This is a genomic window from Pseudomonas fluorescens (assembly GCF_018614655.1).
In the GTDB taxonomy this organism is placed as follows: Bacteria; Pseudomonadota; Gammaproteobacteria; order Pseudomonadales; family Pseudomonadaceae; genus Aquipseudomonas; species Aquipseudomonas fluorescens_BX.
Genome location: NZ_JAGGOG010000002.1, coordinates 67,874 through 93,771 on the forward strand (window position 1 = coordinate 67,874; position 25,898 = coordinate 93,771).

General features: G+C 60.1%; 14 protein-coding genes and 3 pseudogenes. 9 read left to right on the plus strand and 8 right to left on the minus strand.

The window, feature by feature from the left end; all coding sequences use genetic code 11:
- Positions 1-335 precede the first annotated feature (335 nt).
- Positions 336-3,029 (plus strand): putative bifunctional diguanylate cyclase/phosphodiesterase, encoded by a 2,694-nt coding sequence (locus J7E41_RS01150; RefSeq protein ID WP_214989593.1) that lies wholly within the window; start codon positions 336-338, stop codon positions 3,027-3,029.
- A gap of 73 nt (positions 3,030-3,102) precedes the next feature.
- Positions 3,103-3,750 (plus strand): peptide-methionine (S)-S-oxide reductase MsrA, encoded by a 648-nt coding sequence (gene msrA, locus J7E41_RS01155; RefSeq protein WP_214989594.1) that lies wholly within the window; start codon positions 3,103-3,105, stop codon positions 3,748-3,750.
- A gap of 114 nt (positions 3,751-3,864) precedes the next feature.
- On the opposite strand, the gene J7E41_RS01160 is transcribed toward msrA, so the two are convergent.
- The 4 genes from J7E41_RS01160 to putP all read right to left on the minus strand — a co-directional run bounded on the left by J7E41_RS01160 (position 3,865) and on the right by putP (position 9,205).
- Positions 3,865-4,701 (minus strand): 23S rRNA (adenine(2030)-N(6))-methyltransferase RlmJ, encoded by an 837-nt coding sequence (locus J7E41_RS01160; protein WP_155582848.1) that lies wholly within the window; start codon positions 4,699-4,701, stop codon positions 3,865-3,867.
- A gap of 33 nt (positions 4,702-4,734) precedes the next feature.
- A complete protein-coding gene (locus J7E41_RS01165; RefSeq protein WP_214989595.1) occupies positions 4,735-5,484 on the minus strand; it encodes a DUF4123 domain-containing protein in 750 nt (249 codons plus the stop codon).
- Positions 5,481-7,427: a type VI secretion system tip protein VgrG gene (locus J7E41_RS01170; protein WP_214989596.1), complete on the minus strand. Its 1,947-nt coding sequence runs from the start codon at positions 7,425-7,427 to the stop codon at positions 5,481-5,483. The genes J7E41_RS01165 and J7E41_RS01170 overlap by 4 nt, the downstream gene beginning before the upstream one ends.
- Before the next feature lie 293 nt (positions 7,428-7,720).
- Complete coding sequence (gene putP / locus J7E41_RS01175) at positions 7,721-9,205, minus strand: sodium/proline symporter PutP (protein ID WP_214989597.1); 1,485 nt, start codon at positions 9,203-9,205, stop codon at positions 7,721-7,723.
- Between the two features lie 460 nt (positions 9,206-9,665).
- Here putP and putA point away from each other — a divergent pair, with 460 nt between their 5' ends.
- Together putA and J7E41_RS01185 are read left to right on the plus strand one after the other, a co-directional pair.
- A complete protein-coding gene (gene putA, locus J7E41_RS01180) occupies positions 9,666-13,619 on the plus strand; it encodes a trifunctional transcriptional regulator/proline dehydrogenase/L-glutamate gamma-semialdehyde dehydrogenase (RefSeq protein ID WP_214989598.1) in 3,954 nt (1,317 codons plus the stop codon).
- Positions 13,620-13,897: 278 nt separating this feature from the next.
- Positions 13,898-15,700, plus strand: a complete 1,803-nt coding sequence (locus J7E41_RS01185) for an acyl-CoA dehydrogenase (protein WP_214989599.1) — start codon at positions 13,898-13,900, stop codon at positions 15,698-15,700.
- Here J7E41_RS01185 and J7E41_RS01190 read toward each other — a convergent pair whose 3' ends face one another.
- Together J7E41_RS01190 and J7E41_RS01195 are read right to left on the minus strand one after the other, a co-directional pair.
- Positions 15,701-16,003 (minus strand): cell division protein ZapA, encoded by a 303-nt coding sequence (locus tag J7E41_RS01190; protein WP_155582855.1) that lies wholly within the window; start codon positions 16,001-16,003, stop codon positions 15,701-15,703.
- Entirely contained in the window at positions 16,000-16,230 is a 231-nt protein-coding gene (locus J7E41_RS01195; RefSeq protein WP_003209413.1) for a hypothetical protein, read from the minus strand. The genes J7E41_RS01190 and J7E41_RS01195 overlap by 4 nt, the downstream gene beginning before the upstream one ends.
- Positions 16,231-16,572: 342 nt before the next feature.
- On the opposite strand from J7E41_RS01195, the pseudogene J7E41_RS28490 reads away from it, so the two are divergent.
- The 5 genes and pseudogenes from J7E41_RS28490 to selO all read left to right on the plus strand — a co-directional run.
- Positions 16,573-17,229: pseudogene (locus J7E41_RS28490) on the plus strand (MCP four helix bundle domain-containing protein); the annotation flags it as partial.
- A gap of 303 nt (positions 17,230-17,532) precedes the next feature.
- A pseudogene (locus tag J7E41_RS28495) lies at positions 17,533-18,132 on the plus strand (methyl-accepting chemotaxis protein); the annotation flags it as partial.
- A 245-nt stretch (positions 18,133-18,377) separates the two neighbouring features.
- Positions 18,378-20,120: a potassium/proton antiporter gene (locus J7E41_RS01205; protein WP_214989601.1), complete on the plus strand. Its 1,743-nt coding sequence runs from the start codon at positions 18,378-18,380 to the stop codon at positions 20,118-20,120.
- A 69-nt stretch (positions 20,121-20,189) separates the two neighbouring features.
- Positions 20,190-23,540, plus strand: coding sequence for a mechanosensitive channel MscK (gene mscK / locus J7E41_RS01210; RefSeq protein WP_214989602.1), 3,351 nt, complete (start codon positions 20,190-20,192; stop codon positions 23,538-23,540).
- A 50-nt stretch (positions 23,541-23,590) separates the two neighbouring features.
- The gene (selO, locus tag J7E41_RS01215; RefSeq protein WP_214989603.1) at positions 23,591-25,054 is read left to right on the plus strand and encodes a protein adenylyltransferase SelO; all 1,464 of its coding nucleotides are present in this window, start codon (positions 23,591-23,593) and stop codon (positions 25,052-25,054) included.
- Positions 25,055-25,061: 7 nt separating this feature from the next.
- Here selO and J7E41_RS01220 read toward each other — a convergent pair whose 3' ends face one another.
- Together J7E41_RS01220 and J7E41_RS01225 are read right to left on the minus strand one after the other, a co-directional pair.
- Entirely contained in the window at positions 25,062-25,463 is a 402-nt protein-coding gene (locus J7E41_RS01220) for a helix-turn-helix domain-containing protein (protein WP_214989604.1), read from the minus strand.
- A 7-nt stretch (positions 25,464-25,470) separates the two neighbouring features.
- Positions 25,471-25,758: pseudogene (locus J7E41_RS01225) on the minus strand (type II toxin-antitoxin system HigB family toxin).
- Positions 25,759-25,898: the final 140 nt, after the last annotated feature.

Sequence of the window (25,898 nt, forward strand, 5' to 3'; positions counted from 1 at the left end):
GTACCTCAACCCCGCCAATTTGGCGGGGCTTTTTTTATGTTTTTTTGAACACACGAATCTCCGTAGCCGCTGCCGAGGTACGAGGCTGCGATGCGGGCTGCAGGACCGCCAGAGGGGGCCGCTACGCAGCCCATCGCAGCCTCGTGCCTCGGCAGCGGCTACAGCCACCCATCAGACCGATTGCAGAAACCCACCGCTCGGCCGATAACACACGTATAGCACTTAGCCTTCATCCTCACTTGTCAGCCCGTGCCGCATGATGCAACCTTGCCGCAAGCAACAGTAAAGAGGGCACGAGCCCAGCACCGTGCGTATTTTTCCAAGCGAGTTTCCCCATGAAAAGCCAACCCGATGTCGCCCGAACGGCGGCCGAGGTAGTGACGCAATTACCGGTGCCTTCGCGCCTCGGTATGCTGCGTTTCGAACGGCTTAATGAGGCAAGCTGGGCCCTGCTGTACCTCGATCCCAATTGCGAACGTCAGTTCGGCCTGCCAGCGGTAGAGCTGTGTGCCCTGATCGGCTCGCCCTACGCCAGCCTGATGGAACCCCAGGCCCGCTATCAGTTGCATGATGCGATCCAGCAGCAACTGAGCGTCAGCCCCCATTACCTGGTGCGCTACACCTTGCACACCCATGACGGCCCCCTGAGCCTGCTGGAGCTGGGTGAAGCCTACAAACAACACAACCGTCACCTGCTACGCGGCTACCTGATGGTGGTTGACGGCCTGTTCAGCGCAACGGCCCCAGCAGCACCCGCAGCCGATCTGGAAAACCAGAACAGTCGCCTGCAAATCGCCCTGGAGCTCAACCAGCGTGCGCAACAGGAACAATTGCTGCATCTGGAACGTGTACGCGGACAACAGGAACTGATCCTGCTGCTGACCCGTCAGCGCTACAGCACCAACAATTCGCTGCAAGAAGCCGCCGAGCTGATCACCCGCAGCGCCTGCGACATCTATCAGATCGACTGCGCCAGCATCTGGAACCTGGAAGATCAGCGCCTGGTACCGATTTCCGCCTACCAGCGCGCCGAGCAGCAACACTATTTGCCAGAGACTATTGATGCCAGCAACTTCCCGGATTACCTGGAAGCCCTGCACACCAGCCGTGCCATCGACGCCACCAACGCCCTGCGCGACCCTCGCACCCGGGAAATGGCCGAAAGTTTACGGGCCAATAATGTCCATGCCATGCTCGACGCCAGCATCCGCGTCGATGGCCAGGTGGTCGGCGTGCTGTGCCTGGAGCAACGGGACAATGCCCGCGCCTGGCAGTCCGATGAAATCGCCTTTGCCGGCGAGCTGGCCGACCAGTTCGCCCAGGTCATCAACAACCACAACCGCCGTACCGCAACCAGTGCCCTGCACTTGTTCCAACGGGCGGTGGAACAAAGCGCCAACGCCTTTCTGCTGGTCAATTGCGACGGCGTGGTGGAATACGTCAACCCCAGCTTTACCGCGATCACCCAGTACAGCACCGAAGAAGTCCACGGTCACAAACTGTCGGAACTGCCGGCCCTGGAGAATCTCAGCGAGCTGCTGTTCGACGCCCCGTCGAGCCTGGCCAAGAGCAACAGCTGGCAGGGCGAATTCAAGAGCCGCCGCAAAAACCTCGAGCCCTATTGGGGCCAGTTGTCGATCTCCAAGGTCTATGGCGACAACCGCGAGTTGACCCACTACATCGGTATCTACGAAGACATCACCCAGACCAAGCTGGCCCAGCAACGCATCGAACGCCTGGCCTACACCGACAACCTGACCAACCTGGGCAACCGTCCCGCGTTCATCCGCAACCTCGATGAGCGTTTTGCCCGGGACAGCGATACCCCTATCAGCCTGCTGCTGGTGGACATCGACAACTTCAAGCGGATCAACGACAGCCTCGGCCACCAGACTGGCGACAAGCTGCTGATCAGCCTGGCCCGACGCTTGCGTAACAGCCTGAGCAGCAGTGGCAGCCTGGCGCGCTTTGCCAGTAACGAGTTCGCGGTATTGCTGGACGACACCGACCTGGAGACCGGCCAACAAGTCGCCAGCCAGTTGCTGATGACCCTCGACAAGCCGATGTTCGTCGATAACCAACTGATCAGTGTTACCGGCTCCGTAGGCTTGGCCTGCGCGCCACTGCACGGCCGCGACCCGCAAACCCTGATGCGCAACGCAGGTCTGGCGCTGCACAAGGCCAAGGCCAACGGCAAACATCAGGTCCAGGTGTTCACCGAAACGCTGAACGCCGAGGCCAGCTATAAACTGTTCGTTGAAAATAACCTGCGCCGCGCCCTGACCCAGAACGAACTGGATGTGTTCTACCAGCCCAAGCTGTGCCTGCGCAGTGGCCGATTACTGGGTATGGAGGCGCTGTTGCGCTGGAATCACCCGGAAAAAGGCATGATCCGTCCGGACCAGTTCATCAGCGTGGCCGAAGAAACCGGGCTGATCATCCCCATCGGCAAGTGGATCGCCCGGCAGGCGTGCCGCATGAGCAAACAGCTGAGCGCCGCCGGCATGGGCAACCTGCAAGTGGCGATCAACCTGTCGCCCAAGCAGTTCTCCGACCCGGACTTGGTAGCTTCGATTGCCGCGATCCTCAAGGAAGAACAACTGCCGGCCAACCTGCTGGAGCTGGAGCTGACCGAAGGCCTGCTGCTGGAAGCGACCGAAGACACGCGCCTGCAACTGGATCAACTGAAGAGTTTCGGCCTGACCCTGGCCATGGACGACTTCGGCACCGGTTACTCATCGCTCAGCTACTTGAAAAAATTCCCCATCGACATCATCAAGATCGATCGCAGCTTTATCCACGAGATCCCGGACAACCAGGACGACATGGAAATCACCTCGGCGGTGATCGCCATGGCCCACAACCTCAAGCTCAAAGTGGTCGCCGAGGGCATCGAGACCGCCGAGCAACTGGCGTTTTTACGCCGGCATCGCTGTGACGTCGGCCAGGGCTACCTGTTCGACCGCCCCATTCCGGGCTCCGAACTGCTTGAGAAGCTTAAACGCTACCCGCGCGGGCCAATCGCCTGACATCGCTGTAACACTCGGGCACACTGGCTGTCTGAATTCTTACCGATAACTAATCTGACTGAGAGGACTGATCATGGTCTTGCGCTCGGAAATTCTGGTGAACAAAAACGTGCTTCCTACTGCAGAACAAGCTTTGCCTGGCCGTGAAACTCCGATGACCTTGCCGGAAACACACTTCGTCAATGGCAACCCGCTGCTGGGCCCTTTCCTCGACGACGTAGGGTTCGCAATCTTTGGCCTGGGTTGTTTCTGGGGCGCGGAGCGCAAATTCTGGCAGCGCGATGGCGTAGTCAGCACGGTGGTGGGTTATGCCGGCGGCTACACACCGAACCCGACTTATGAAGAAGTCTGCTCGGGCCTCACCGGCCACAGCGAAGTGGTGCTGGTTGTCTACGACCAGGCCAGGATCAAGTACGAAGACCTGCTGAAAATGTTCTGGGAACTGCACAACCCGACTCAGGGCATGCGCCAGGGCAATGACATTGGCAGCCAGTATCGTTCAGTGATCTATGCCACAACGCCAGAGCAGTTGGCGGCGGCGCAAGCCAGTGCACAAGCCTATCAGGAAGAACTGACCAAGGCCGGCCTGGGCAGCATCACCACGGAAATCGAAGAGGCCCCGACGGTTTACTTCGCCGAGGCGTATCACCAGCAATACCTGGCGAAGAATCCGCAGGGGTATTGCGGGATTGGCGGGACAGGCGTGACCTGCCCGATCTGACCTGTAGCCGTTGCCGAGGTACGAGGCAGTGATGGGCTGCGCAGCATCCCCCGAGGGCGGTCCTGCGGACACGCATCGCAGCCTCGTACGCTCTGCAGCGGCTACAACCTCACACTACTCAGCGATCAACCAATCCATCTGCCACCCACCTTGGGTCTGGCCAAGCTGCTTGGACAACCACGGCAGCAGTTCACGCAACTCCTCCTCAAGCCCCCACGGCGGATTGGCAATCGCCAGGCCCGAGCCATTCAGGCTGTTGGGCGTATCCAACGGATGCACCAGTAATTCCACCCGCAACAACTTCGGCGCACCGGTGCCGGCCAGGTCCTGGTAGAAGCGGCGCAGCATGCGCTGGTCCTTGACCGGGTACCAGATTGCAGCCACCGTCTGGCGCATACGACTGATGGCTTCCTTGAGGGACGCGGCGCAGCGCTGCATCTCGTCGAGTTTTTCGAACGGCGGATCAATCAGCATCAACGCGCGCTTTTCCGGCACCGGCAGCAACGCCCTTGGCACGTGCCAACCTTCGCCCAGATGCACTTTTACCCGACGGTCGCCCTTCATGTTGTCCTTGAGCAGCACACCGTCTTCCGGGTGCTTCTCGTTCAGCAACACACGGTCCTGGGGACGGGTCAGACGTCGTGCCCACTCAGGCGAGCCCGGGTAGTAACGCAATTGGCCATCCGGATTCATCTCGTGCAGCACGCGCATGTAATCAGCCGTCAGCGGCGGCAGGTCGGTTTGCCCCCACAACCGGGCGATGCCTTCCAGGTACTCACCGGTGCGGTTCGCCTGGTCACCCTGGAGGTCATATAGACCAATCCCGGCGTGAGTGTCGAGATAGGCAAACGGCTGCTCCTTGCGCGACATCAAGGCGATGAGACGGGTCAAGGTCAGGTGTTTGAAGACATCGGCATGGTTGCCGGCGTGAAAGGCGTGACGATAATTCATGATTGCTCCTGCGCAGGAGGCGAAGTTTACCTTTTACACAGGCAAAGGTGCAGGGCCGTGGTCAGAAGGCTTGCCCAGCTCTGAGGTCAGGTAGGCCGCCAGCGCCTGATGGCCTTCATTGGGCCCGCGCGCAAAGTAGGCGACCTTGTGCCTCAAGGTCGTAAGTGCAAAGGCAGCGTGCAGATCCGAGCGTTGCTCCTCCAACCATTGCAGCAGGTTGTCGACAAGCGTGACCGTCGACCGCTCCTCCAGACATTTGAGAACCGGTGCCGGCACCTTCCACCATGGGCTGTTACGCGCGACCCCGACCACGGCTCCAGCCACCTCATGAGACTGGCCATTGATCCAGTAGCGCCGAAACACAGGGATGACTTCCCCCGCCCGAGCCCCGAGCGCCTGCAGGACAGGCAGCAGATAGGCCCCATCCCAGAAACGGAAAAACACCGCTTGCCCCTCGGGCAGGAGGACTTTGGTCAGGCCGCGCAAATGCTCGACAACTGTTTGCAAAGGACAGGTCGAGACCGCCAGCCATCCCCAGTCGCAGGCCTCACATTCATCCACCCAATCGAGAAAGGCGCTATCGACGGCCACTACGGCGACATAAGGCATCACCTCTTGCCAGCCCGCATACTCGCTGCCGGCCCAGATGGGGCTGGGCGCTCCTCCACCGGCCTGGCGCCAGGCCGCTATGGCCCCGCAATCGCTGGTACTGCCCAGCACTGCGAACAACTGCTCGTCGAGCTGCAAAGGCTCGCGTTCAAGCCACTCACGCAGGCCAGTCATCGTGAACCTCCGGTCAACAGCGACCCACGGTGCTGCACGTTGTTGCACACGCCCTCTTTGCAACGCTCGCATTCTTCACAGAAGGGAGCGCTGCGCTTGAGGCTGAAAATTTGCGCCACGCTCAACGGCACCCGCCGTGTTTCCGGTCCCGCAGACAGTGAAGTCGAACCCGCCTTGGGCGCACCGCCAATCTGAATAGGCGTGCTGCAAAAAATCCCCGCTCCAGAGATGTTGATCCACTGCCCACCCGCCTGCAGGGTCACGCTGACGCCGGCCTCCACGACCACCTGCTGCCCGGCGCTGAAGCTGACCTGCTGGCCCGCGTGCAAAGAATGGTTGCCATGGATGATGTATTGCTCCTCGCCTCCCACTTCCACCCGACGCAGGTTGCCCACTTGCAGGCGCTGATCGTGCAGCACGTGTTGGGTCCAGTCGCGCTGGGCCCGCAGGTAGATTTCCTCGGCGTCCTTGCGGTCCTCAATGCGCAGTTCGTTATAGCCTCCACCGCCGGGACTGCTCTGGCTGCGCAAGATGCTGCGGGTTTTGTCTGCAGGCAGGTCAAGAGGCACCGGCGTCACCGCGTTGGCCAGGCAGCCGACCACCACGGGAAGGTCGGCATCGCCGTTGACGAAACCTACCAACACCTCCATGCCGACACGCGGGATCATGGCCGCGCCATAGTGTTCGTGGGCCCAACCACTGGTAACACGCAACCAGCAACTGGAGTGCTCGTTGTATTCCCCAAAGCGATCCCAGGCCAACTGCACCTTGACTCGCCCGAACTCGTCGCAATGGATTTCACTGTCCACGGGCCCGGTAACCACTGCGTTCTGATACCCACAAATCAGCGGACGAGGTGCTGGTAAAGGCGCTCGAAACACTACGTCCCAGGGTGTCGCAACGAAATGGTTGCGATAACCCTGGCGAAAACCCTCATCGCCCGTTTCGGTAACAGCCTCCTCCAGCACCTGAGGTTGCTTGCCTTCGTGGATCACCTGGGTCACCAGCCACAAGTTATTCCACTCCTCGCGTGGATGCCCTGCCAGCGTGAGGAATTGGCCGCTGACCAGCGTCGGCTGATCACTGCTGCCGTGGGCCTGCCGGTAGTCGCTGCGATGGCGCTCCAAGGCGCGTTGTGCCAGGTGCTTGCCGTGAGGGCGATCCGTGAAGTGGCCGGGGTATTCATGCCCTTCCAGGGACGGCAACTGCTCGCCAAGGACTGCACTTTCCAATTGCAGGGCTGGTTTGCGGAAATCGTAATCCCGCAGGCTCACCCCGGTAGTACGAGTCTCCAGGCGCACCGTAAAACGCTTGATCACCGGCGTCTCGGCGACCATTCCGGAGCCGGGCGCATATTCGGTGGGTTGATCAGCCCGAACGAACACCGCCTGGTCATCGCCAAACACCAGCCGATGGCCGTCTGTGCTGTGTTGGAAGTGGTAGTGAATACCCAGCTCGGCACTCAACCGCTGGATAAACGCCAAGTCGGTTTCATCGAACTGTACGCAGTACTCACGCTTGGGGTACTCGCTGCCCAGTCGGAACTCGAAGGCATCACCCTGGATCCCCTGCCCCTCCAGCACCTGGGCGATGATCTGCGGGATGCTCTTGTGCTGGAAAATACGCTGATGGCTGCTGTGTTGCAGATACGCCAACTGCGGCACCAGGCTGATCTGATAACGGGTCAAACGCCTACCGGAATCGCCCTGGGCGACCCGATAAACCTGGCCATGAACCCCATGACCTTGAGCATCAAACCCTAGGAATGCCTGGCGGTGAAGCAAGCTTTCCAGATCCAGGTCAGGTTGCTCGCTGACCAGTTCCAGGTCAAAACGGTAAGGCTGGCTGATGGCCTCGTTGCCACTGAACTCAAGAACCTTGAGCTCACTGGGCACACCCTCGAGGGTCAGGGTGAAAGCGCTTTGATTGGCAGGAGCGAACATCCGGTGTTTCTCTGCAAGTGGTGGGCGACCGATTCTGCACCAGCGCGTTATCGAGCTGAACGCGATGCAGGCAAATCAGTAAATCCCTACGCGATAGAGCCGTTAATCCTCCAACACCCAGCGTCGAACCCATGCCAGCGCCGCGTTAGCGTAACCATCATCAATCCCGCCACGACAATTTTTCTCAATCAATCGGACGTTGATCGCAACTGAATCGTCGCGCAAAAAAAATGGCCCGCCATCCAAAGGATGCGGGCCATTTTCAGTTCAACGGGCCATCAAGGCCCCGCTGATTACTTGTTGAGGTTGTAGTCTTTCTCGGCCGCATCAAAGCGCTCGACCATACCAGCAGTCGGGGCGCCCAGCTTGCTCACGAAGTAGATCGCCAGGCTGGCAAAGATAAAGCCCGGGATGATTTCGTACAGACCCAACAGGCTGAAGTGTTTCCAGACGATCACAGTGATCGCGCCGACCAGGATGCCGGCCAGCGCACCGTTACGGGTCATGCCTTTCCACATGACCGAGATCAGTACCACAGGACCGAAGGCGGCACCGAAACCGGCCCAGGCGTAACTCACCAGACCCAGTACGCGGTTTTCCGGGTTGGCAGCCATGGCGATGGCGATCAGGGCCACTACCAGCACCATGGCACGACCGACCCACACCAGCTCAAGCTGGGAGGCGCCTTTGCGCAGGAACGCTTTGTAGAAGTCTTCGGTCAGGGCACTGGAGCACACCAGCAACTGGCAGCTCAGGGTACTCATCACGGCAGCCAGAATGGCCGACAACAACACGCCGGCAATCCACGGGTTGAAAAGGATCTTCGCCAGTTCGATGAACACCCGCTCAGGGTTCTCAGTCACCGGCCCCGCCACTTCCGGATGCGCCGAGAAGTAAGCAATACCGAAGAAGCCCACCGCCACGGTGCCCGCCAGGCACAGGATCATCCAGGTCATGGAAATGCGACGAGCCTTGGCAATCGACTTAACCGAATCCGCCGCCATGAAACGCGCGAGGATGTGCGGCTGGCCAAAGTAGCCCAGGCCCCAGCCCATCAGCGAAATGACGCCAATAAAGGTGGTGTTTTTCAGCATGTCGAAGTTGGTTGGATCTTTCGCCTCGATGGCCAGGAAAGTGGTATCGACACCACCGGTGGCCAGCAACACGATGATCGGCGTGAGAATCAACGCGAAAATCATCAGCGTGGCCTGCACCGTGTCAGTCCAGCTGACTGCCAGGAAGCCACCAATGAAGGTATAAGCGATGGTCGCCGCCGCACCGGCCCACAGCGCCGTCTCGTAGGGCATGCCAAAAGTGCTTTCGAACAGTCGGGCACCGGCCACGATGCCGGAGGCACAGTAAATGGTGAAGAACACCAGGATCACCACTGCCGAGATAATCCGCAGCAGGCCGCTTTTGTCTTCAAAACGGCTGGAGAAGTAATCCGGTAGGGTCAGGGCGTCGCCGTTGTGCTCGGTCTGCACCCGCAGGCGGCCGGCCACGAACAGCCAATTAAGGTAAGCACCGACGATCAGGCCGATGGCGATCCAGCTTTCCGAAAGGCCAGACATGTAGATCGCGCCGGGCAGGCCCATCAACAACCAACCGCTCATGTCCGAGGCGCCGGCCGAGAGCGCGGTCACCACGCTGCCGAGGCTGCGACCGCCGAGAATGTAATCAGAGAGGTTATTGGTGGAGCGATAGGCCATAAGGCCGATCAGCACCATTGCCGCGATGTAGATCACAAACGTGATCAGGGTGGGATTGCTTACGCTCATTGAGTTACGCCCTGGCTTTGTTTTTATGTAGCACCGGTCTGTCAGTCCGCCCACAAAAGAGTAGCTTGTAGACGAAGCTGAGTGCCGCGCATTTATGACTGACGTTTCCCCAGGAAAGCCATCAGCCGATGAACCGAATCTTGGAGGCGGTTGCACCTTGGTCCGCGAATGCTATTCAACAAAGCAAATAAGGTGCAACCAGTTTCTCGAGTTTAAGTTGCACCCAGGTATGTTTTTCGCAAAACAACCCGTTTTTGCTCCTTTTCGGAGCAAAAACAGCAAAACTAAGAAGTAAATGCGTCAACACGAAGCCGAATCGGTCGAGATGAAAAATTTTCCTGATGAGCTGTGTTCTTTTCCGGCAAAAAAAGGGTTGCACCCGGTTGCACCTCTTTAGCCGCGAAGCTAATCTTGCCGCCAGCTGATGCCACGCAGTCGTGGCACCCATGAGGATAAAAATATGGCTACGACCACCCTTGGGGTCAAACTCGATGACCCGACCCGCGAACGCCTCAAGGCCGCCGCGACCTCCATTGATCGCACGCCGCACTGGCTGATCAAGCAGGCAATTTTCAATTACCTGGAGAAACTCGAGGGTGGTGCAACCCTGAACGAGCTCAACGGTTCGGGCAGCAAGGACGCGGAAGATGCCGGCGAGGTACAGAGCGACCACGCCCACCAGTGCTTCCTGGAGTTCGCCGAGAGCATCCTCCCGCAATCAGTCCTGCGCGCCTCAATCACCGCGGCTTACCGTCGCCCTGAGCCGGAAGTGGTGCCGATGCTGATCGAGCTGGCGCGCCTGCCGGCACCGATGTGCGACGCCACCAACAAGCTGGCCGCCTCGATCGCCGAAAAACTGCGCAACCAGAAGAGCGCCGGCGGCCGTGCCGGTATCGTTCAGGGCCTGCTGCAAGAGTTTTCCCTGTCGTCCCAGGAAGGCGTGGCACTGATGTGCCTGGCCGAAGCGCTGCTGCGTATCCCGGATAAAGGCACCCGTGATGCACTGATCCGCGACAAGATCAGCACCGGAAACTGGCAGCCGCATTTGGGCAACAGCCCGTCGCTGTTCGTCAACGCCGCCACCTGGGGCTTGCTGCTGACCGGCAAACTGGTCGCGACCCACAACGAAGCCGGCCTGACTTCGTCCCTGAGCCGCATCATCGGCAAAAGCGGCGAGCCGATGATCCGCAAGGGCGTCGACATGGCCATGCGCCTGATGGGCGAGCAATTCGTCACCGGCGAAACCATCGCCGAGGCCCTGGCCAATGCGAGCAAGTTCGAAGCCAAGGGATTCCGCTACTCCTACGACATGCTCGGTGAAGCAGCCCTCACCGAACACGATGCCCAGAAGTACCTGGCCTCGTACGAGCAAGCTATCCACTCGATCGGCAAGGCCTCTCACGGTCGCGGCATTTACGAAGGCCCGGGCATTTCCATCAAGCTCTCGGCCCTGCATCCGCGCTACAGCCGCGCCCAGTACGAGCGCGTAATGGATGAGCTGTACCCGCGCCTGCTGTCCCTGACGCTGCTGGCCAAGCAATACGACATCGGCCTGAACATCGACGCCGAAGAAGCCGACCGCCTGGAACTGTCGCTGGATCTGCTGGAGCGCCTGTGCTTCGAGCCGCAACTGACCGGCTGGAACGGCATCGGGTTTGTGATCCAGGCCTACCAGAAGCGCTGCCCGTATGTGATCGACTACGTGATCGACCTGGCTCGTCGCAGCCGTCATCGCCTGATGATCCGCCTGGTGAAAGGCGCGTACTGGGACAGCGAAATCAAACGCGCTCAAGTCGAAGGCCTGGAAGGCTATCCGGTCTATACCCGCAAGGTGTACACCGACGTTTCCTACATTGCCTGCGCACGCAAACTGCTGGCAGTGCCGGAAGTTATCTACCCGCAGTTCGCCACGCATAACGCCCATACCCTGTCGGCGATCTACCACATTGCCGGTCAGAACTATTACCCCGGCCAGTACGAGTTCCAATGCCTGCACGGCATGGGTGAACCGCTGTACGAACAAGTCGTCGGCAAGGTTTCCGAAGGCAAGCTGAACCGTCCGTGCCGCGTGTATGCACCGGTGGGCACCCACGAAACACTGCTGGCTTATCTGGTTCGTCGCCTGCTGGAAAACGGCGCCAACACCTCGTTCGTCAACCGCATCGCCGACCAATCCATCTCGATCCAGGAGCTGGTGGCCGATCCAGTGGCCAGCATCGAGCAGATGGCGACGCTGGAAGGCGGCTTCGGCCTGCCACACCCGCGTATCCCGCTGCCTCGCGATTTGTACGGCAGCGAGCGCGCCAACTCTGCCGGTATCGACCTGGCCAACGAACACCGTCTGGCGTCGCTGTCCTGCGCCCTGCTGGCCACCGCTCACAACAACTGGAAAGCCGCGCCGATGCTCGGCTGCCCGTCGAGCAATGAAGCCGCTGCGCCGGTGTTGAACCCGTCCGATAATCGTGACGTGGTCGGCCATGTCCAGGAAGCCACCCTTGAAGACGTCGATAACGCCATCCAGTGCGCCCTGAGCGCCGCACCGATCTGGCAGGCCACCCCGCCTGCCGAGCGCGCCGCGATCCTGGAACGTGCCGCCGACTTGATGGAGGGCGAGATCCAGCCACTGATGGGCCTGCTGGCCCGTGAAGCCGGCAAGACCTTCGCCAACGCCATTGCTGAAGTACGTGAGGCCGTGGACTTCCTGCGCTACTACGCGGTGCAAGCTCGCAACGATTTCACCAACGACGCCCACCGCCCACTGGGTCCGGTGGTGTGCATCAGCCCGTGGAACTTCCCGCTGGCGATTTTCAGTGGTCAAGTCGCCGCTGCGCTGGCGGCCGGTAACCCGGTACTGGCCAAGCCGGCCGAGCAGACTCCACTGGTCGCCGCCCAGGCCGTGCGCCTGCTGCTGGAAGCTGGCATTCCGGCAGGCGTGCTGCAACTGCTACCGGGCCAGGGCGAAAGCGTCGGCGCCCGCCTGGTGGGTGATGATCGCGTCAAAGGTGTGATGTTCACCGGTTCCACCGAAGTTGCCCGCTTGCTGCAACGCAATGTCGCGGGGCGTCTAGATGCCCAAGGTCGCCCAATTCCGCTGATCGCCGAAACCGGTGGCCAGAACGCGATGATCGTCGACTCCTCGGCGCTGACCGAACAGGTTGTGATCGACGTCGTTTCTTCAGCTTTCGACAGTGCTGGCCAGCGTTGCTCGGCCCTGCGCGTATTGTGCTTGCAGGAAGATTCGGCAGATCGCGTGATCGAAATGCTCAAAGGCGCCATGGCGCAATGCCGTCTCGGCAACCCTGAGCGCCTGTCGGTGGACATCGGCCCGGTGATCGACGCCGAAGCCAAGGCTGGCATCGAGAAACACATCCAGGCCATGCGCGATAAAGGCCGCGACGTGTACCAGGTCGCCATTGCTGATGGCGAAGAGGTCAAGCGCGGCACTTTCGTGATGCCAACCCTGATCGAACTGGAAAGCTTCGACGAACTGCAACGCGAGATCTTCGGCCCGGTTCTGCACGTAGTGCGCTACAAGCGCAAAGAGATCGACCAGCTCATCGGCCAGATCAATGCTTCCGGCTACGGCCTGACCCTGGGCGTACACACCCGTATCGACGAGACCATCGCCAAGGTGATCGACAACGTCCATGCCGGTAACGTCTACGTCAACCGTAACATCGTGGGGGCCGTGGTCGGCGTACAGCCATTCGGCGGCGAAGGCTTGTCGGGGACCGGCCCGAAAGCCGGTGGCCCGCTGTACCTGTACCGCTTGCTGTCGACTCGTCCTACCGATGCGATCGAGCAATCCTTCGTTCGTGGTGACGCATTGACCGCACCGGATGTACGCCTGCGAGATGCCATGAGCAAGCCACTGACCGCCCTTCAAGCCTGGGCCGACAGCAGCAAACTCAGCGACTTGAGCGCACTGTGCGTGCAGTTCGCCGCGCAGTCCCAAAGCGGTATCACCCGTCAGCTGGCTGGCCCGACCGGCGAGCGTAACAGCTACGCCATCCTGCCCCGCGAGCACGTGCTGTGCCTGGCGGACGTAGAAGGCGACCTGCTGGCCCAACTGGCAGCGGTACTGGCCGTGGGCAGTTCAGCGGTATGGCCGGAATCTGAATTGACTAAGGCACTGTTCACACGCCTGCCGAAGGATGCTCAGGCGAAGATCAAGCGCGTTGCCGACTGGACCAAGGACGAGGTGATCTTCGACGCGGTCCTGCATCACGGTGATTCCGATCAACTGCGCGCTGTCTGCCAGCAAGTGGCCCAGCGTGGCGGGGCGATTGTCGGGGTGCATGGCTTGTCCCAAGGCGAAACCGGGATTGCCCTGGAACGCCTGGTGATCGAGCGGGCATTGAGCGTCAACACCGCTGCTGCGGGCGGTAACGCCAGCTTGATGACCATCGGCTAAACCCACTACACCGGTGTCATGAGGCATCTGTTGTGGCGAGCGGGCTTGCCCGCGTTGGAGTGCGAAGCACTCCCAAAACCAGTCACCGAGACTTATCTGAAAGAACTCGGTGACTTTACTGGGGCTGCTACGCAGCCCAACGCGGGCAAGCCCGCTCGCCACAATAACTTGCGCTCAACACTACCTCGTTTTGCCCTTCCATCACCCAGATCAATCTTGCTATCCAGCCTCTATTCCCGCACTTAGACTCAGGCGTATTCCCACACAGGTAAGCCGCCATGTCCGAGACGCTGCTCAGTTCCCGCAATCTGGCTTTCGAGCTGTATGAAGTCCTCGATGCCGAGGGCCTGACCCAGCGTGAGCGGTTTGCCGAACACAACCGCGAAACCTTCGACGCCGCCATCAGCACCGCCCGCAGCATCGCCGAAAAGTTCTTCGCCCCGCACAACCGCAAGGGTGACGAGAACGAGCCGCGCTACGAGAACGGTCAGGCGATTCTGATTCCGGAAGTGAAACCGGCCGTCGATGCCTTCCTCGAAGCCGGCTTTCTCAACGCCGCCCGCAGCTTCGAAGCCGGTGGCATGCAGTTGCCGACCCTGCTGTCCCAAGCCTGCTTCGCCCACTTCCAGTCGGCCAACGCCGCCTCCACGTCCTACCCGTTTCTGACCATGGGCGCCGCCAACCTGATCGAAAGCTTCGGCACTGAGGCACAAAAACAGCGCTTCCTGCAGCCAATGATCGAAGGCCGCTTCTTCGGCACCATGGCCTTGACCGAACCCCATGCCGGTTCTTCCCTGTCGGATATTCGTACCCGCGCAGAGCCGGCGGCTGACGGCACCTATCGCCTCAAGGGCAACAAGATCTTCATCTCAGGCGGCGATCACCCGCTGTCGGAAAATATCGTGCACATGGTGCTGGCCAAGCTGCCGGATGCGCCTGCCGGGGTGAAGGGCATTTCGCTGTTTATCGTGCCCAAGTTCCTGGTCAATGACGACGGCAGCCTGGGCAAGCGCAACGACGTGTTGCTGGCCGGGTTGTTCCACAAGATGGGCTGGCGCGGTACGACCTCCACGGCGTTGAATTTCGGCGATAACGATGACTGTGTCGGCTATCTGGTAGGCAAACCTCACCAGGGCCTGAGCTGCATGTTCCAGATGATGAACGAGGCGCGGATCGGTGTCGGCATGGGCGCGGTGATGCTTGGTTACGCCGGCTACCTCTACTCGCTGGAGTACGCCCGGGAACGCCCCCAAGGGCGGCTGCCCGACAGCAAGGACCCGAACACCGCGCCGGTATCAATCATCCAGCATGCCGATATCAAGCGCATGCTGCTGACCCAGAAAGCTTATGTGGAGGGCTCGTTCGACCTGGGCCTGTACGCGGCCCGCCTGTTCGACGACACCACAACGCTTGAGACCGAGGCCGAACGCAAACAGGCTCATGAACTGCTTGACCTGTTGACCCCCATCGTCAAGTCCTGGCCATCGGAGTTCTGCCTGAAGGCCAACGAACTGGCCATCCAGATTCTCGGTGGCCACGGCTACACCCGGGAATACCCGGTAGAGCAGTATTACCGCGACAACCGCCTGAACCCGATCCACGAAGGTACCCACGGCATCCAGTCGCTGGATTTGCTGGGCCGCAAACTGGCGCAGAACGGCGGCGCGGGCTTGAAGCAATTGATTCGGCTGATCGCCCAGACCGGTGCGCGAGCGCAGGAATATCCATCACTCACGGCACTGCGTGAACCGCTGGAAGCATTGGTCGCACGCCTGCAAAGCGTCACCCTGGGCCTGTTGACCGATCTCGCCCAAGGCAAGGTCAACAGCAGCCTGGCGAACTCAGCGCTGTACCTCAAAGTGTTTGGGCACACGGTGATTGGCTGGCGCTGGTTGGAACAGGCGATTCGCGCCGAGGAAGGGCTGGCCAAGGGCAATGCTGGCGATGTCGCCTTCTATAAAGGCAAGCTGCAAGCCGCCCGGTATTTCCTCACGTGGGAAATACCAGGCTGCCATCATGAACTGGCGATTCTTGAGGCACGGGACGATACGTGCCTGGGCATGCAGGATGCGTGGTTCTAGTCAGGGCTGACCGATTGCCTTGGAAATCACCTCGACCGTGGCGCTGACTTGCTCTTGGTAACGGTCGAGTTCCTGCTGGTGGCGCTGCTGCATTTCGATCTGTTCGGCACACAGGTTCAGCGCCGCCAGTACCAGCAGCTTGTCACCGATCAACGTCGGATACTTTTTCTTGGTGATGGCCAGGGACGCCTTCAACATGGTCACGGCGCTCATCAGGGTAGTGTCTTCCCCCACCGGTGCCTTGATCGAGTAATCCTCACCGAGAATCGAAACGACCTTTACCCCCTCGGTGCCTTGACTCATGCGCTGACAGGACCGGCGCTCACACGCTCAACCAACGCCTGAATACGCGCTGCGGTAGCGCCCTGCTTTTCTTCCTGCTCCATCAGGTTCAGTTGCAGGCTGTCGTTTTCATCCTTGGCGCGGGCCAGTTCTGCCTTGAGGGATTCGTTGGTGCCCAGCAGGTCTTGGTTCTGCTGTACCAGGTCGCTGACCAGTTGTTCCAATTGGCTGAGGGATGCTTCTAACATTTTGATTTCTCGGGCATTTTCAAAGGGCGGTGACGATAAAGAAAATTCACCTCGGATGCCAGGGTTATCCTGGCGCGCGGCCTTGATTTTACAGGGCAGGCTGCACTTTAGAGCCTTAGTGACTGCTTTTATGCCATCTGGTTCCTGACGCTGTCCTGATTCACGCCAACTGCGACAAAAGAGCGCACCCCCTCAAGACTTTAGTCGCATGACCGATAGGTCATGGGACAACCCGTCTCAAAGCCGCACGGATCGCGCTTCTCCCAGGATGACAGCATGTCTCTTCGTAATATGAATATCGCGCCACGGGCATTCCTCGGCTTCGCGCTGATTGGCGCCCTGATGTTGTTTCTCGGTGTGTTCGCCCTGAACCAGATGAGCAAGATCCGCGCAGCCACTGAAGACATCACCCTGAGCAGCGTGCCCAGCATCCGCGCCCTGGACGAGTTCACTCAATTGACCTTGCGCCTGCGTGTTCTGTCCTACCGCTTGCTGACCAATCGCGAGCCAGACGTACAGCAAAAAACCCTGGAAGCCTTCGACGTGCGCAATCAGCAGATCCGCACCGCCCAGGGCGTCTACGAAAAACTGATCGAAACCAGCGAAGAGCGTGCGGCCTACGACGAGTATGTGCGCCTGTTGGGTCAATACCATCAGATCGAAGAGCGCATGAAGAGCCTGTCCCGGACCAATCAGGTGGAAGAGTTGCGCGCATTGCTCAACACCGAGCTGCTGAACAACTCCGAGCAGGTCAATGCGGTGCTGAATCGCTTGCTGGACATCAATAATAAGATGGCCACACAAACCAACCAGCAAGCGGCCGACCAATACGATTCGGCCTTTAGCCTGGTGGTCATCCTGCTGCTGATCGCCACCGCGCTGACGGTACTGTTCGCCTGGTTGCTGACCCGCAGCATCACCCAACCGATTGCCCAGGCCCTGAGCGCCGCTGAAGACATTGCCGAAGGCAACCTGACTCGCCCGATCAAGGTCGAGGGTGAAGACGAAGCCGGTCGCCTGCTGCTGGCGATGGCAAAGATGCAGGAAAAGCTGCGGGACACCTTGCAGCGTATTTCCGGCTCCGCCACCCAGTTGGCCTCGGCCGCTGAAGAACTGAACGCCGTCACCGACGAAAGTGCCCGTGGCCTGACCCGGCAAAACAACGAAATCGAACAAGCCGCCACCGCCGTCAACGAGATGACCAGCGCCGTCGAAGAAGTCGCGCGCAATGCGGTGAGCACCTCCGAAGCCTCGAAAAACGCCACCGCCTCTGCCGGTGATGGCCGTGACTTGGTACAGGAAACCGTCGGCGCGATCGAACGCATGAGCAGCGACGTGCAGGCCACCGCCACCTTGATCGGCAACCTGGCGGAAGAGTCCCGGGACATCGGCAAGGTGCTGGACGTGATTCGCGGCCTGGCTGACCAGACCAACTTGCTGGCACTCAACGCAGCGATTGAAGCTGCACGGGCTGGCGAAGCCGGGCGTGGTTTTGCGGTGGTGGCCGATGAAGTGCGAGCCCTGGCCCATCGTACGCAGCAGTCCACCAGCGAGATCGAGCGGATGATCGGCAGTATCCAGGCCGGCACCGAGCATGCGGTGGATTCGATGCGTAACAGCACCGAGCGTGCGGAGTCGACGCTGAATATCGCCAAGGGCGCGGGGATGTCGCTGGACACCATCAACACTGCGATTGTCGAGATCAACGAGCGCAACCTGGTGATCGCCAGTGCGGCCGAAGAACAGGCGCAAGTGGCCCGGGAAGTGGATCGCAACTTGGTGAACATTCGCGACCTGTCGGTACAGTCAGCGACCGGGGCGAGCCAGACCAGCGTGGCCAGTAATGAGCTGTCGCGATTGGCCGTGGATTTGAATGGGATGGTGGGGCGGTTCCGGCTCTGAAATGAGATCCATGTAACACCGCAGGTCTAAAAATGTGGGAGCTGGCTTGCTCGCGAATGCGGTGGATCTGCCAACCCATAAGGTGACTGACACACCGCATTCGCGAGCAAGCCCGCTCCCACCTTGGCTCTGCGCCCGCCTGCAAAAGCTTTTTGACAGCGCAGCATTTCAACAGGTTAGAATCGCTGGCACGCAGACTGCATGGTCAGTTTGCGCCCGTCTTTCCTGCTCATGGAGTACTGCCTTTGAATGCGACGACCATCAACAGCCTGTTCTTGATCGGCGCGTTGCTGGTAGGTGCGAGCATTCTGGTGAGTTCTCTTTCGTCCCGCCTGGGCATCCCGATTCTGGTGATCATCCTGGCCGTGGGCATGGCCGCCGGTGTCGATGGCGGCGGCATCATCTTCGATAACTACCCGACCGCCTACCTCGTAGGCAACCTGGCACTGGCCGTTATCCTGCTCGATGGCGGTTTGCGAACACGGGTGGCGAGTTTCCGCGTGGCACTGTGGCCAGCCTTGTCGCTGGCAACCGTGGGGGTGTTGATTACCACCGGTCTCACGGGCATGGCGGCGGCCTGGCTGTTCGACCTCAACATTATCCAGGGCCTGTTGATCGGCGCCATCGTTGGCTCCACGGACGCCGCGGCGGTGTTCTCACTCTTGGGCGGCAAGGGCCTGAACGAACGGGTCAGCGCCAGCCTGGAAATCGAATCCGGCAGCAACGACCCAATGGCGGTATTCCTCACCGTCACCCTGATCGACATGCTCGCCAGCGGCCAGACCGGCCTGCACTGGAGCCTGTTGGGCCACTTGATCCGCGAGTTCGGCATCGGCGGCTTCATCGGCCTAGGCGGCGGCTGGTTGATGCTGCAAATGGTCAACCGTATCAATCTGGCCAACGGCCTGTACCCCATCCTGGTGATTGCCGGCGGCCTGGTGGTTTTTGCCCTGACCAACGCCTTGCACGGCAGCGGCTTCCTCGCCGTGTACCTGTGCGGCCTGGTGATCGGCAACCGGCCCGTGCGCAGCCGCCACGGCATCCTGCACATGCTCGACGGCATGGCCTGGCTGGCACAGATCGGCATGTTCCTGGTGCTGGGCCTGCTGGTCACACCCCACGATTTGCTGCCTATCGCGCTACCGGCCCTGGGCCTGGCGTTGTGGATGATTCTGTTCGCACGGCCACTGTCGGTGGCGGTCGGCCTGCTGCCATTCAAGGCCTTCCACGGCCGGGAAAAAGCCTTTATCGCCTGGGTCGGTCTGCGCGGCGCGGTACCGATCATTCTTGCGGTGTTCCCGTTGATGGCCGGCCTGCCTCATGCCCAGCTGTACTTCAACCTGGCGTTCTTTATCGTGCTGGTGTCGTTGCTGGTGCAGGGCACCAGCCTGCCGTGGGTCGCCAAATTGCTGAAAGTTACGGTACCGCCGGAGCCTGCACCGATTTCCCGGGCGGCCCTGGAAGTCCATGTCACCAGTGAGTGGGAGCTGTTCGTCTACCGCCTCGGCGCAGAGAAATGGTGCATCGGCGCCGCCCTTCGCGAGCTGAAAATGCCCGAAGGCACGCGCATCGCCGCGCTGTTTCGCGGCCAACAACTGCTCCATCCGTCGGGTAGTACGGTGCTGGAAGTCGACGATTTGCTCTGTGTAATCGGCCACGAACACAACCTGCCAGCCCTCGGCAAGCTGTTCAGCCAGGCACCTCAGCGGGGCCTCGACCTGCGCTTCTTCGGTGACTTCGTTCTGGAGGGCGACGCCCAGTTGGGCGCGGTCTCGGCGCTGTACGGGCTCAAGCTCGAGGGTATCGATCCAGACATGCCATTGAGCCGCTTCATCACCCAGAAAGTCGGGGGGGCTCCCGTGGTGGGCGATCAGGTGGAGTGGAACAACACCATCTGGACCGTCGCGGTCATGGACGGGAACAAGATTGGCAAAGTCGGCGTCAGATTCCCCGAAGGAAGTCGCCCGGGTCCCGGACTCTTCCTCTAAACTGCGGGGCGATGGCGCGCCATTCGACGTCAGAACGCCCCCTTACTCCACCTTGCTCGACCGGTCTCTATGACAACCCTGCGCATTTTTCTAGCTACTGCCCTGCTGGGCCTGAGTCTCTGTGTCGGCACTGTGCAAGCGGCCGATCCGCCCAGCGCCGAGTCCGTCCAGCAAACCCTGGACAAGCTGCCCGACCGCAAACTGCCGGATGCGGACATGAAGGCCCTGCAGAGCATCCTGCAGCAGACCTTGACCTTTCTCGGCAACCAGCAGGATTACCAGCAGCGCCTGGTTGACCTCAAGCGTCAACTGGAAGACGCCCCGCGCCGGACCACGGATAACCAGCGCGAACTGACGCGCCTGAAGGCCACCAAAGTCATCCCGGTGGCCCAGCGCTACGCCAGCCTGCCGGTGCCGCAGCTTGAACAACTGCTGGTGCAGCGCAGCACCCAGCAAGGTGACCTGCAAAAGGAACTGGCCGACGCCAACAGCCTGACCATCGCCGCCCAAACCCGCCCTGAGCGTGCCCAGACCGAAATCAGCAACAGCCAGACCCGTATCCAGCAAATCAATGCCACCCTCAAGCTGGGCAAGGATAACGGTAAGGCCCTCAGCGGCGACCAGCGCAATCAGCTGAACGCCGAACTGGCGGCGCTCAATGCCTTGATCCCGCTGCGTCGCCAGGAACTGGCGGGCAACAGCCAACTGCAAGACCTGGGCAACAGCCAGCATGACCTGGCGGTGGAGAAAACCGACCGTCTGGAGCAGGAAATCCAGGACCTGCAAACCCTGATCAACCAGAAGCGTCTGGCCCAATCCCAGGAAACCGTGACCCAGCAGTCCATCGAAGCGCAGAAAACCGGCGGCAGCAGCCTGCTGGCCAGTGAAAGCTCCGATAACCTGAAGCTGTCCGACTACCTGCTCAAAAGCACTGACCGACTCAACGAGTTAACCCAGAAAAACCTGCAAACCAAGCAGCAGCTGGACAGCGTGACCCAGAGCGATTCGGCACTGGACGAACAGATCAACGTGCTCAAGGGCAGCCTGTTGCTGTCCAAGATCCTCTACAAGCAGAAGCAGTCGCTGCCGCGCCTGACGGTGGATCGCGACCTGGCGGACGATATCGCCAACATTCGCTTGTACCAGTTCGAGGTCAACCAGCAACGCGAACTGATCACCACCCCCAGCGCCTACGTCGACAATTTGCTCGCCTCCCAGCCAGCCGACCAAGTCACACCACAGCTGCGCCGGACCCTGCTGGAGCTGGCGGTCACCCGCAGCGACTTGCTCGAGCGCCTGAACCGCGAGCTGAGCGCACTGCTCAATGAATCCATCACCCTGCAATTGAACCAGAAGCAACTGCTCAGCACCGCGACCAATCTGCGGGCGACGCTCGATGAGCAGATGTTCTGGATTCCCAGTAACAAGCCGCTGGACGCCGAATGGCTGGAAAGCGTGCCTGCGCGCCTGAGCAAACAGGTCACCACCCTGCCCTGGGCCTCCAGTGTCAGCGAGCTGTACGACGGTTTGACTCAACGCCCACTGCTGTTTCTGCCTCTGCTGCTGTTGATTGGTGCCTTGCTGTGGCGACGCAGCTATCTCTACGCCCGGCTGAAAAAAATCCACCTGGACATCGGCCATTTCAAACGCGACAGCCAGTGGCATACGCCGGTGGCGATCCTGGTGAATATCCTGCTGGCGATGCCCGTAGCCCTGGGCCTTGCGCTGTGTGGCTACGCCCTGCAAATCGACGCCCGTGGGCAAAACGCCAACCTGGGCGCGGCACTGTTGCAGATTGCCCAGGCGTGGATGGTGTTCTACACCGCCTATCGGATCCTCGCGCCCGGCGGCGTGGCCGAGTTGCATTTCCGTTGGGAGAAGCCCCAGGTCGAATTCCTTCAGGGCTGGATCCGCAAGCTGGGGCTAGTGGTATTGGCGCTGGTGGCCGTGGTAGCCATTGCCGAGCATCAACCCGCAGCCTTGGCGGATGATGTGCTGGGCATCGGCGTGGTATTAGCCTGCTATGCGCTGATGGCGTGGCTGCTCAGTCGCCTGCTGCTCAACAGCCCGACCCATGAAAAAGCCTCGCTGTTTCGCAAGGCCGTCGGCCTGGTGTTCACCGCGCTGCCCATCGCCCTGTTTATCGCCGTGTGTTTTGGCTATTACTACACCGCCCTCAAGCTCAGCGACCGACTGATCAACACCCTGTACCTGCTGATGTTCTGGCTGGTGATCGAAGCCACCTTCGTCCGCGGCCTGGGCGTTGCTGCCCGGCGCCTAGCCTATTCCCGCGCCCTGGCCAAACGCCAGGCCGCCAAGGAAGCCGGTGACGGTGAAGCGGTGATCGAAGAGCCGACCCTGGACATCGAACAGGTCAACGAGCAGTCCATGCGCCTGATTCGCCTGGCGTTGCTCGGCGGGTTTATCGCGGCACTGTACTGGGTCTGGAAAGACCTGATCACCGTATTCTCCTACCTGGACAACATCACCCTCTACGAATACACCAGCGGCACCGGCGCCAACATCAGCATGGTGCCTATCAGCATCGGCGACCTGTTGGGGGCGTCGATCATCGTAGGCATCACCTTCGCACTGGCGCGTAACCTGCCCGGTCTTCTGGAAGTCCTGGTGCTGTCGAAGCTGGACCTGGCCCAGGGCAGCGCTTACGCCACGACCACGTTGCTATCTTATGTGATCGCCGGGGTAGGCTTTGTCTCCACCCTCTCCACCCTCGGCGTGAGTTGGGACAAGTTGCAATGGCTGGTGGCGGCGCTATCAGTGGGGTTGGGCTTTGGTATGCAGGAGATCTTCGCCAACTTCATCTCCGGTATCATGATCCTGTTCGAGCGCCCGGTGCGGATCGGCGACACCATCACCATCGGCAACCTGTCGGGCACGGTCAGCAAGATCCGCATCCGCGCCACCACCATCACCGACTTCGACCGCAAGGACATCATTGTCCCGAACAAGACGTTCATTACCGGGCAACTGATCAACTGGTCGCTGACCGACACTATCACCCGGGTTACCCTGAAACTGGGCGTGGACTACGGCTCCGATCTGGATCTGGTGAAGACGTTGTTGCTCAAGGCCGCCAGGGATAACCCACGGGTTCTGAAAGAGCCCGAGCCCCATGTGTATTTCCTGAACTTCGGTGAAAGCACCCTCGACCACGAACTGCGCATGCACGTGCGGGACCTGGGCGACCGTAACCCGGTACTCGACGAGGTCAACCGCTTCATCAACCGTGAGTTCAAGAAGGAACACATCAACATCTCGTTCCGGCAGATGGAGGTCTACCTGAAAAACCTGCATGGTCAGGAATACAAGCTGGTGCCGGTGGAAGAAGAAAACAGAACCATCCTGCCACCCGTCCAGGACCAGGACCTACCCAAGCCGCCGCCCGCCAAACTCGACTAACCGCGCTATCCCCAGCAGAATACTCGGACATTCTGCTCAGGAGATGGCCGTTGAAAGCCCTCGACGAACTGACCTTCGACAACCGCTTCGCCCGCCTGGGCGACGGTTTCTCAACCCATGTGCTGCCCGAACCCATCGACGAGCCGCGCTTAGTGGTGGCAAGCGAGGCGGCCATGGCGCTGCTTGATCTCGACCCGACCGTGGCCGAAACGCCGGTATTCGCCGAGTTGTTCGGCGGGCACAAGCTATGGGCCGAGGCCGAACCGCGGGCGATGATCTATTCCGGGCATCAGTTCGGCTCCTACAATCCACAGCTGGGTGATGGTCGAGGTCTGTTACTGGGTGAGGTCTATAACCAGGCCGGTGAGCATTGGGACCTGCACCTCAAGGGCGCCGGCCAGACGCCGTACTCGCGCATGGGTGATGGTCGCGCGGTGCTGCGTTCGTCGATTCGCGAGTTTCTGGCTTCTGAAGCCCTGCATGCCCTGGGCATTCCCAGCAGCCGCGCGCTGTGCGTGATTGGCTCGACGACTCCGGTGTGGCGCGAGAAACAGGAACGCGCCGCCATGGTCCTGCGCCTGGCGCAAAGCCATGTGCGGTTCGGCCACTTCGAATACTTCTACTACACCAAGAAACCCGAACAGCAGAAGCAACTGGCCGAACACGTTTTGTCGCTGCACTTTCCCGAGTGCCTGGAACAGCCCGAACCGTACCTGGCGATGTTCCGCGAGATCGTCGAGCGCAACGCCGAACTGATCGCCAAATGGCAGGCCTATGGTTTCTGCCATGGTGTGATGAACACCGACAACATGTCGATCCTCGGCATCACCTTCGACTTCGGGCCGTTCGCCTTCCTCGACGACTTCGATGCGCAGTTCATCTGCAACCATTCCGATGACCAAGGGCGTTATTCGTTCAGCAACCAGGTACCGATTGGCCAGTGGAACCTCAGTGCTTTGGCCCAGGCGTTAACGCCATTCATCAGCGTCGAAGCGCTGCGCGAAACCCTCGGCTTGTACCTGCCTCTGTTCCAGGCCCATTACCTTGACCTGATGCGTCGCCGCTTGGGTTTCACCACTGCCGAAGAAGATGATCAGAAGCTAGTGGAACGACTGCTGCAATTGATGCAGAACAGCGGCGTCGACTACACCTTGTTCTTCCGCCAGCTGGGGGATGAATCAGCAGCGCTGGCAGTGGCGCGGTTACGCGATGACTTTGTCGACCTCAAGGGGTTTGATGACTGGGCGGACTTGTACAAAGCCCGTGTCGAACGGGAAGCCAATGGCAGTGAAGAGCAGCGGCGTGAACGGATGCACGCGGTGAACCCGCTTTATATCCTGCGCAATTACCTGGCGCAGAATGCTATCCAGGCGGCTGAGCTGGGGGATTACAGTGAGGTGCGCCAGCTGCATGAGGTGCTGACAAAGCCGTTTGAAAAACAGGCTGGAATGGAACAATACGCCCAGCGGCCGCCGGATTGGGGTAAGCATTTGGAGATTAGTTGTTCTTCATAGCGCCTGTTCAGATAAACATCTCCACCGGCACTTTAAAGTACTCCGCCAGCCAACGAATCTGCCGCACGTTAAGCTGGCGCTTACCACTGAGGACTTCCGAGACTACCGATTGCGGGCCAACACCTGGCAAGTCACTTTGGGTCAACCCATGCTCCTGCATCATCGACCGCAACACATCGACACCGCTCGCTTCGGGCATCGGCCAATGCTCCAGATCGTAGGCCTCTACCAAGTCGCCGATGATATCTACCAGTCCCATAAGGGGATGGGCTTCATCCTCTCCCACGATATCCAGTAATTCGTCGAGGGCCTCGACCAGCACATCGTAGTCGGCCTCGCTTTTAGGTTTACGCAGTAAAGGAGATACGAACTGCCAATGCTCAACAGCCTGTTCGATCAATACACTCATTTTCCAGTTACTCCTTCCATTTACCCTTGTCATATTCACGATGGTCCAGCACATGCCGGATGTAGAGACGTTGCATTCGGTAGCGCACAGCCGCGATGAGTCGCAGTTTGTTGCCTCCGATGTTGAAGACATGCAACGACCCAACCTTATCCACGGCGGGGAAAACCGACCTCAGTGCCGCAAAGTCTTCAGGGCTGATGACCTTGACCTTGCGATACCACTCATCCAGAGCAGTGGCCGAGTGCGGCTACTTTTCCTTGGCATTTCGGATTTGTTTCGCACTAATTACTCGCATGCAACATCCTTATCGCATCTTGCTATGAAGGTTAAACCTGAACTGCGAATATCGCAATTTGCTATATTTGCTAGCAGACCAATGGTGCAATATCGAACAGGCCTTTGCAGCCTAGATAGGCAACTCAAAATCAACACGGA

What these genes read in the sequence shown, in the direction of transcription:
- putP (WP_214989597.1), bottom strand. Translation starts at nt 9,205, where the DNA reads ATGAGCGTAAGCAATCCCACCCTGATCACGTTTGTGATCTACATCGCG.
- J7E41_RS01195 (WP_003209413.1), bottom strand. Translation starts at nt 16,230, where the DNA reads ATGTTAGAAGCATCCCTCAGCCAATTGGAACAACTGGTCAGCGACCTG.
- putA (WP_214989598.1), top strand. Translation starts at nt 9,666, where the DNA reads ATGGCTACGACCACCCTTGGGGTCAAACTCGATGACCCGACCCGCGAA.
- J7E41_RS01170 (WP_214989596.1), bottom strand. Translation starts at nt 7,427, where the DNA reads ATGTTCGCTCCTGCCAATCAAAGCGCTTTCACCCTGACCCTCGAGGGT.
- J7E41_RS01220 (WP_214989604.1), bottom strand. Translation starts at nt 25,463, where the DNA reads ATGAGTGTATTGATCGAACAGGCTGTTGAGCATTGGCAGTTCGTATCT.
- msrA (WP_214989594.1), top strand. Translation starts at nt 3,103, where the DNA reads ATGGTCTTGCGCTCGGAAATTCTGGTGAACAAAAACGTGCTTCCTACT.
- J7E41_RS01160 (WP_155582848.1), bottom strand. Translation starts at nt 4,701, where the DNA reads ATGAATTATCGTCACGCCTTTCACGCCGGCAACCATGCCGATGTCTTC.
- J7E41_RS01190 (WP_155582855.1), bottom strand. Translation starts at nt 16,003, where the DNA reads ATGAGTCAAGGCACCGAGGGGGTAAAGGTCGTTTCGATTCTCGGTGAG.
- J7E41_RS01185 (WP_214989599.1), top strand. Translation starts at nt 13,898, where the DNA reads ATGTCCGAGACGCTGCTCAGTTCCCGCAATCTGGCTTTCGAGCTGTAT.
- J7E41_RS01165 (WP_214989595.1), bottom strand. Translation starts at nt 5,484, where the DNA reads ATGACTGGCCTGCGTGAGTGGCTTGAACGCGAGCCTTTGCAGCTCGAC.
- J7E41_RS01150 (WP_214989593.1), top strand. Translation starts at nt 336, where the DNA reads ATGAAAAGCCAACCCGATGTCGCCCGAACGGCGGCCGAGGTAGTGACG.
- mscK (WP_214989602.1), top strand. Translation starts at nt 20,190, where the DNA reads ATGACAACCCTGCGCATTTTTCTAGCTACTGCCCTGCTGGGCCTGAGT.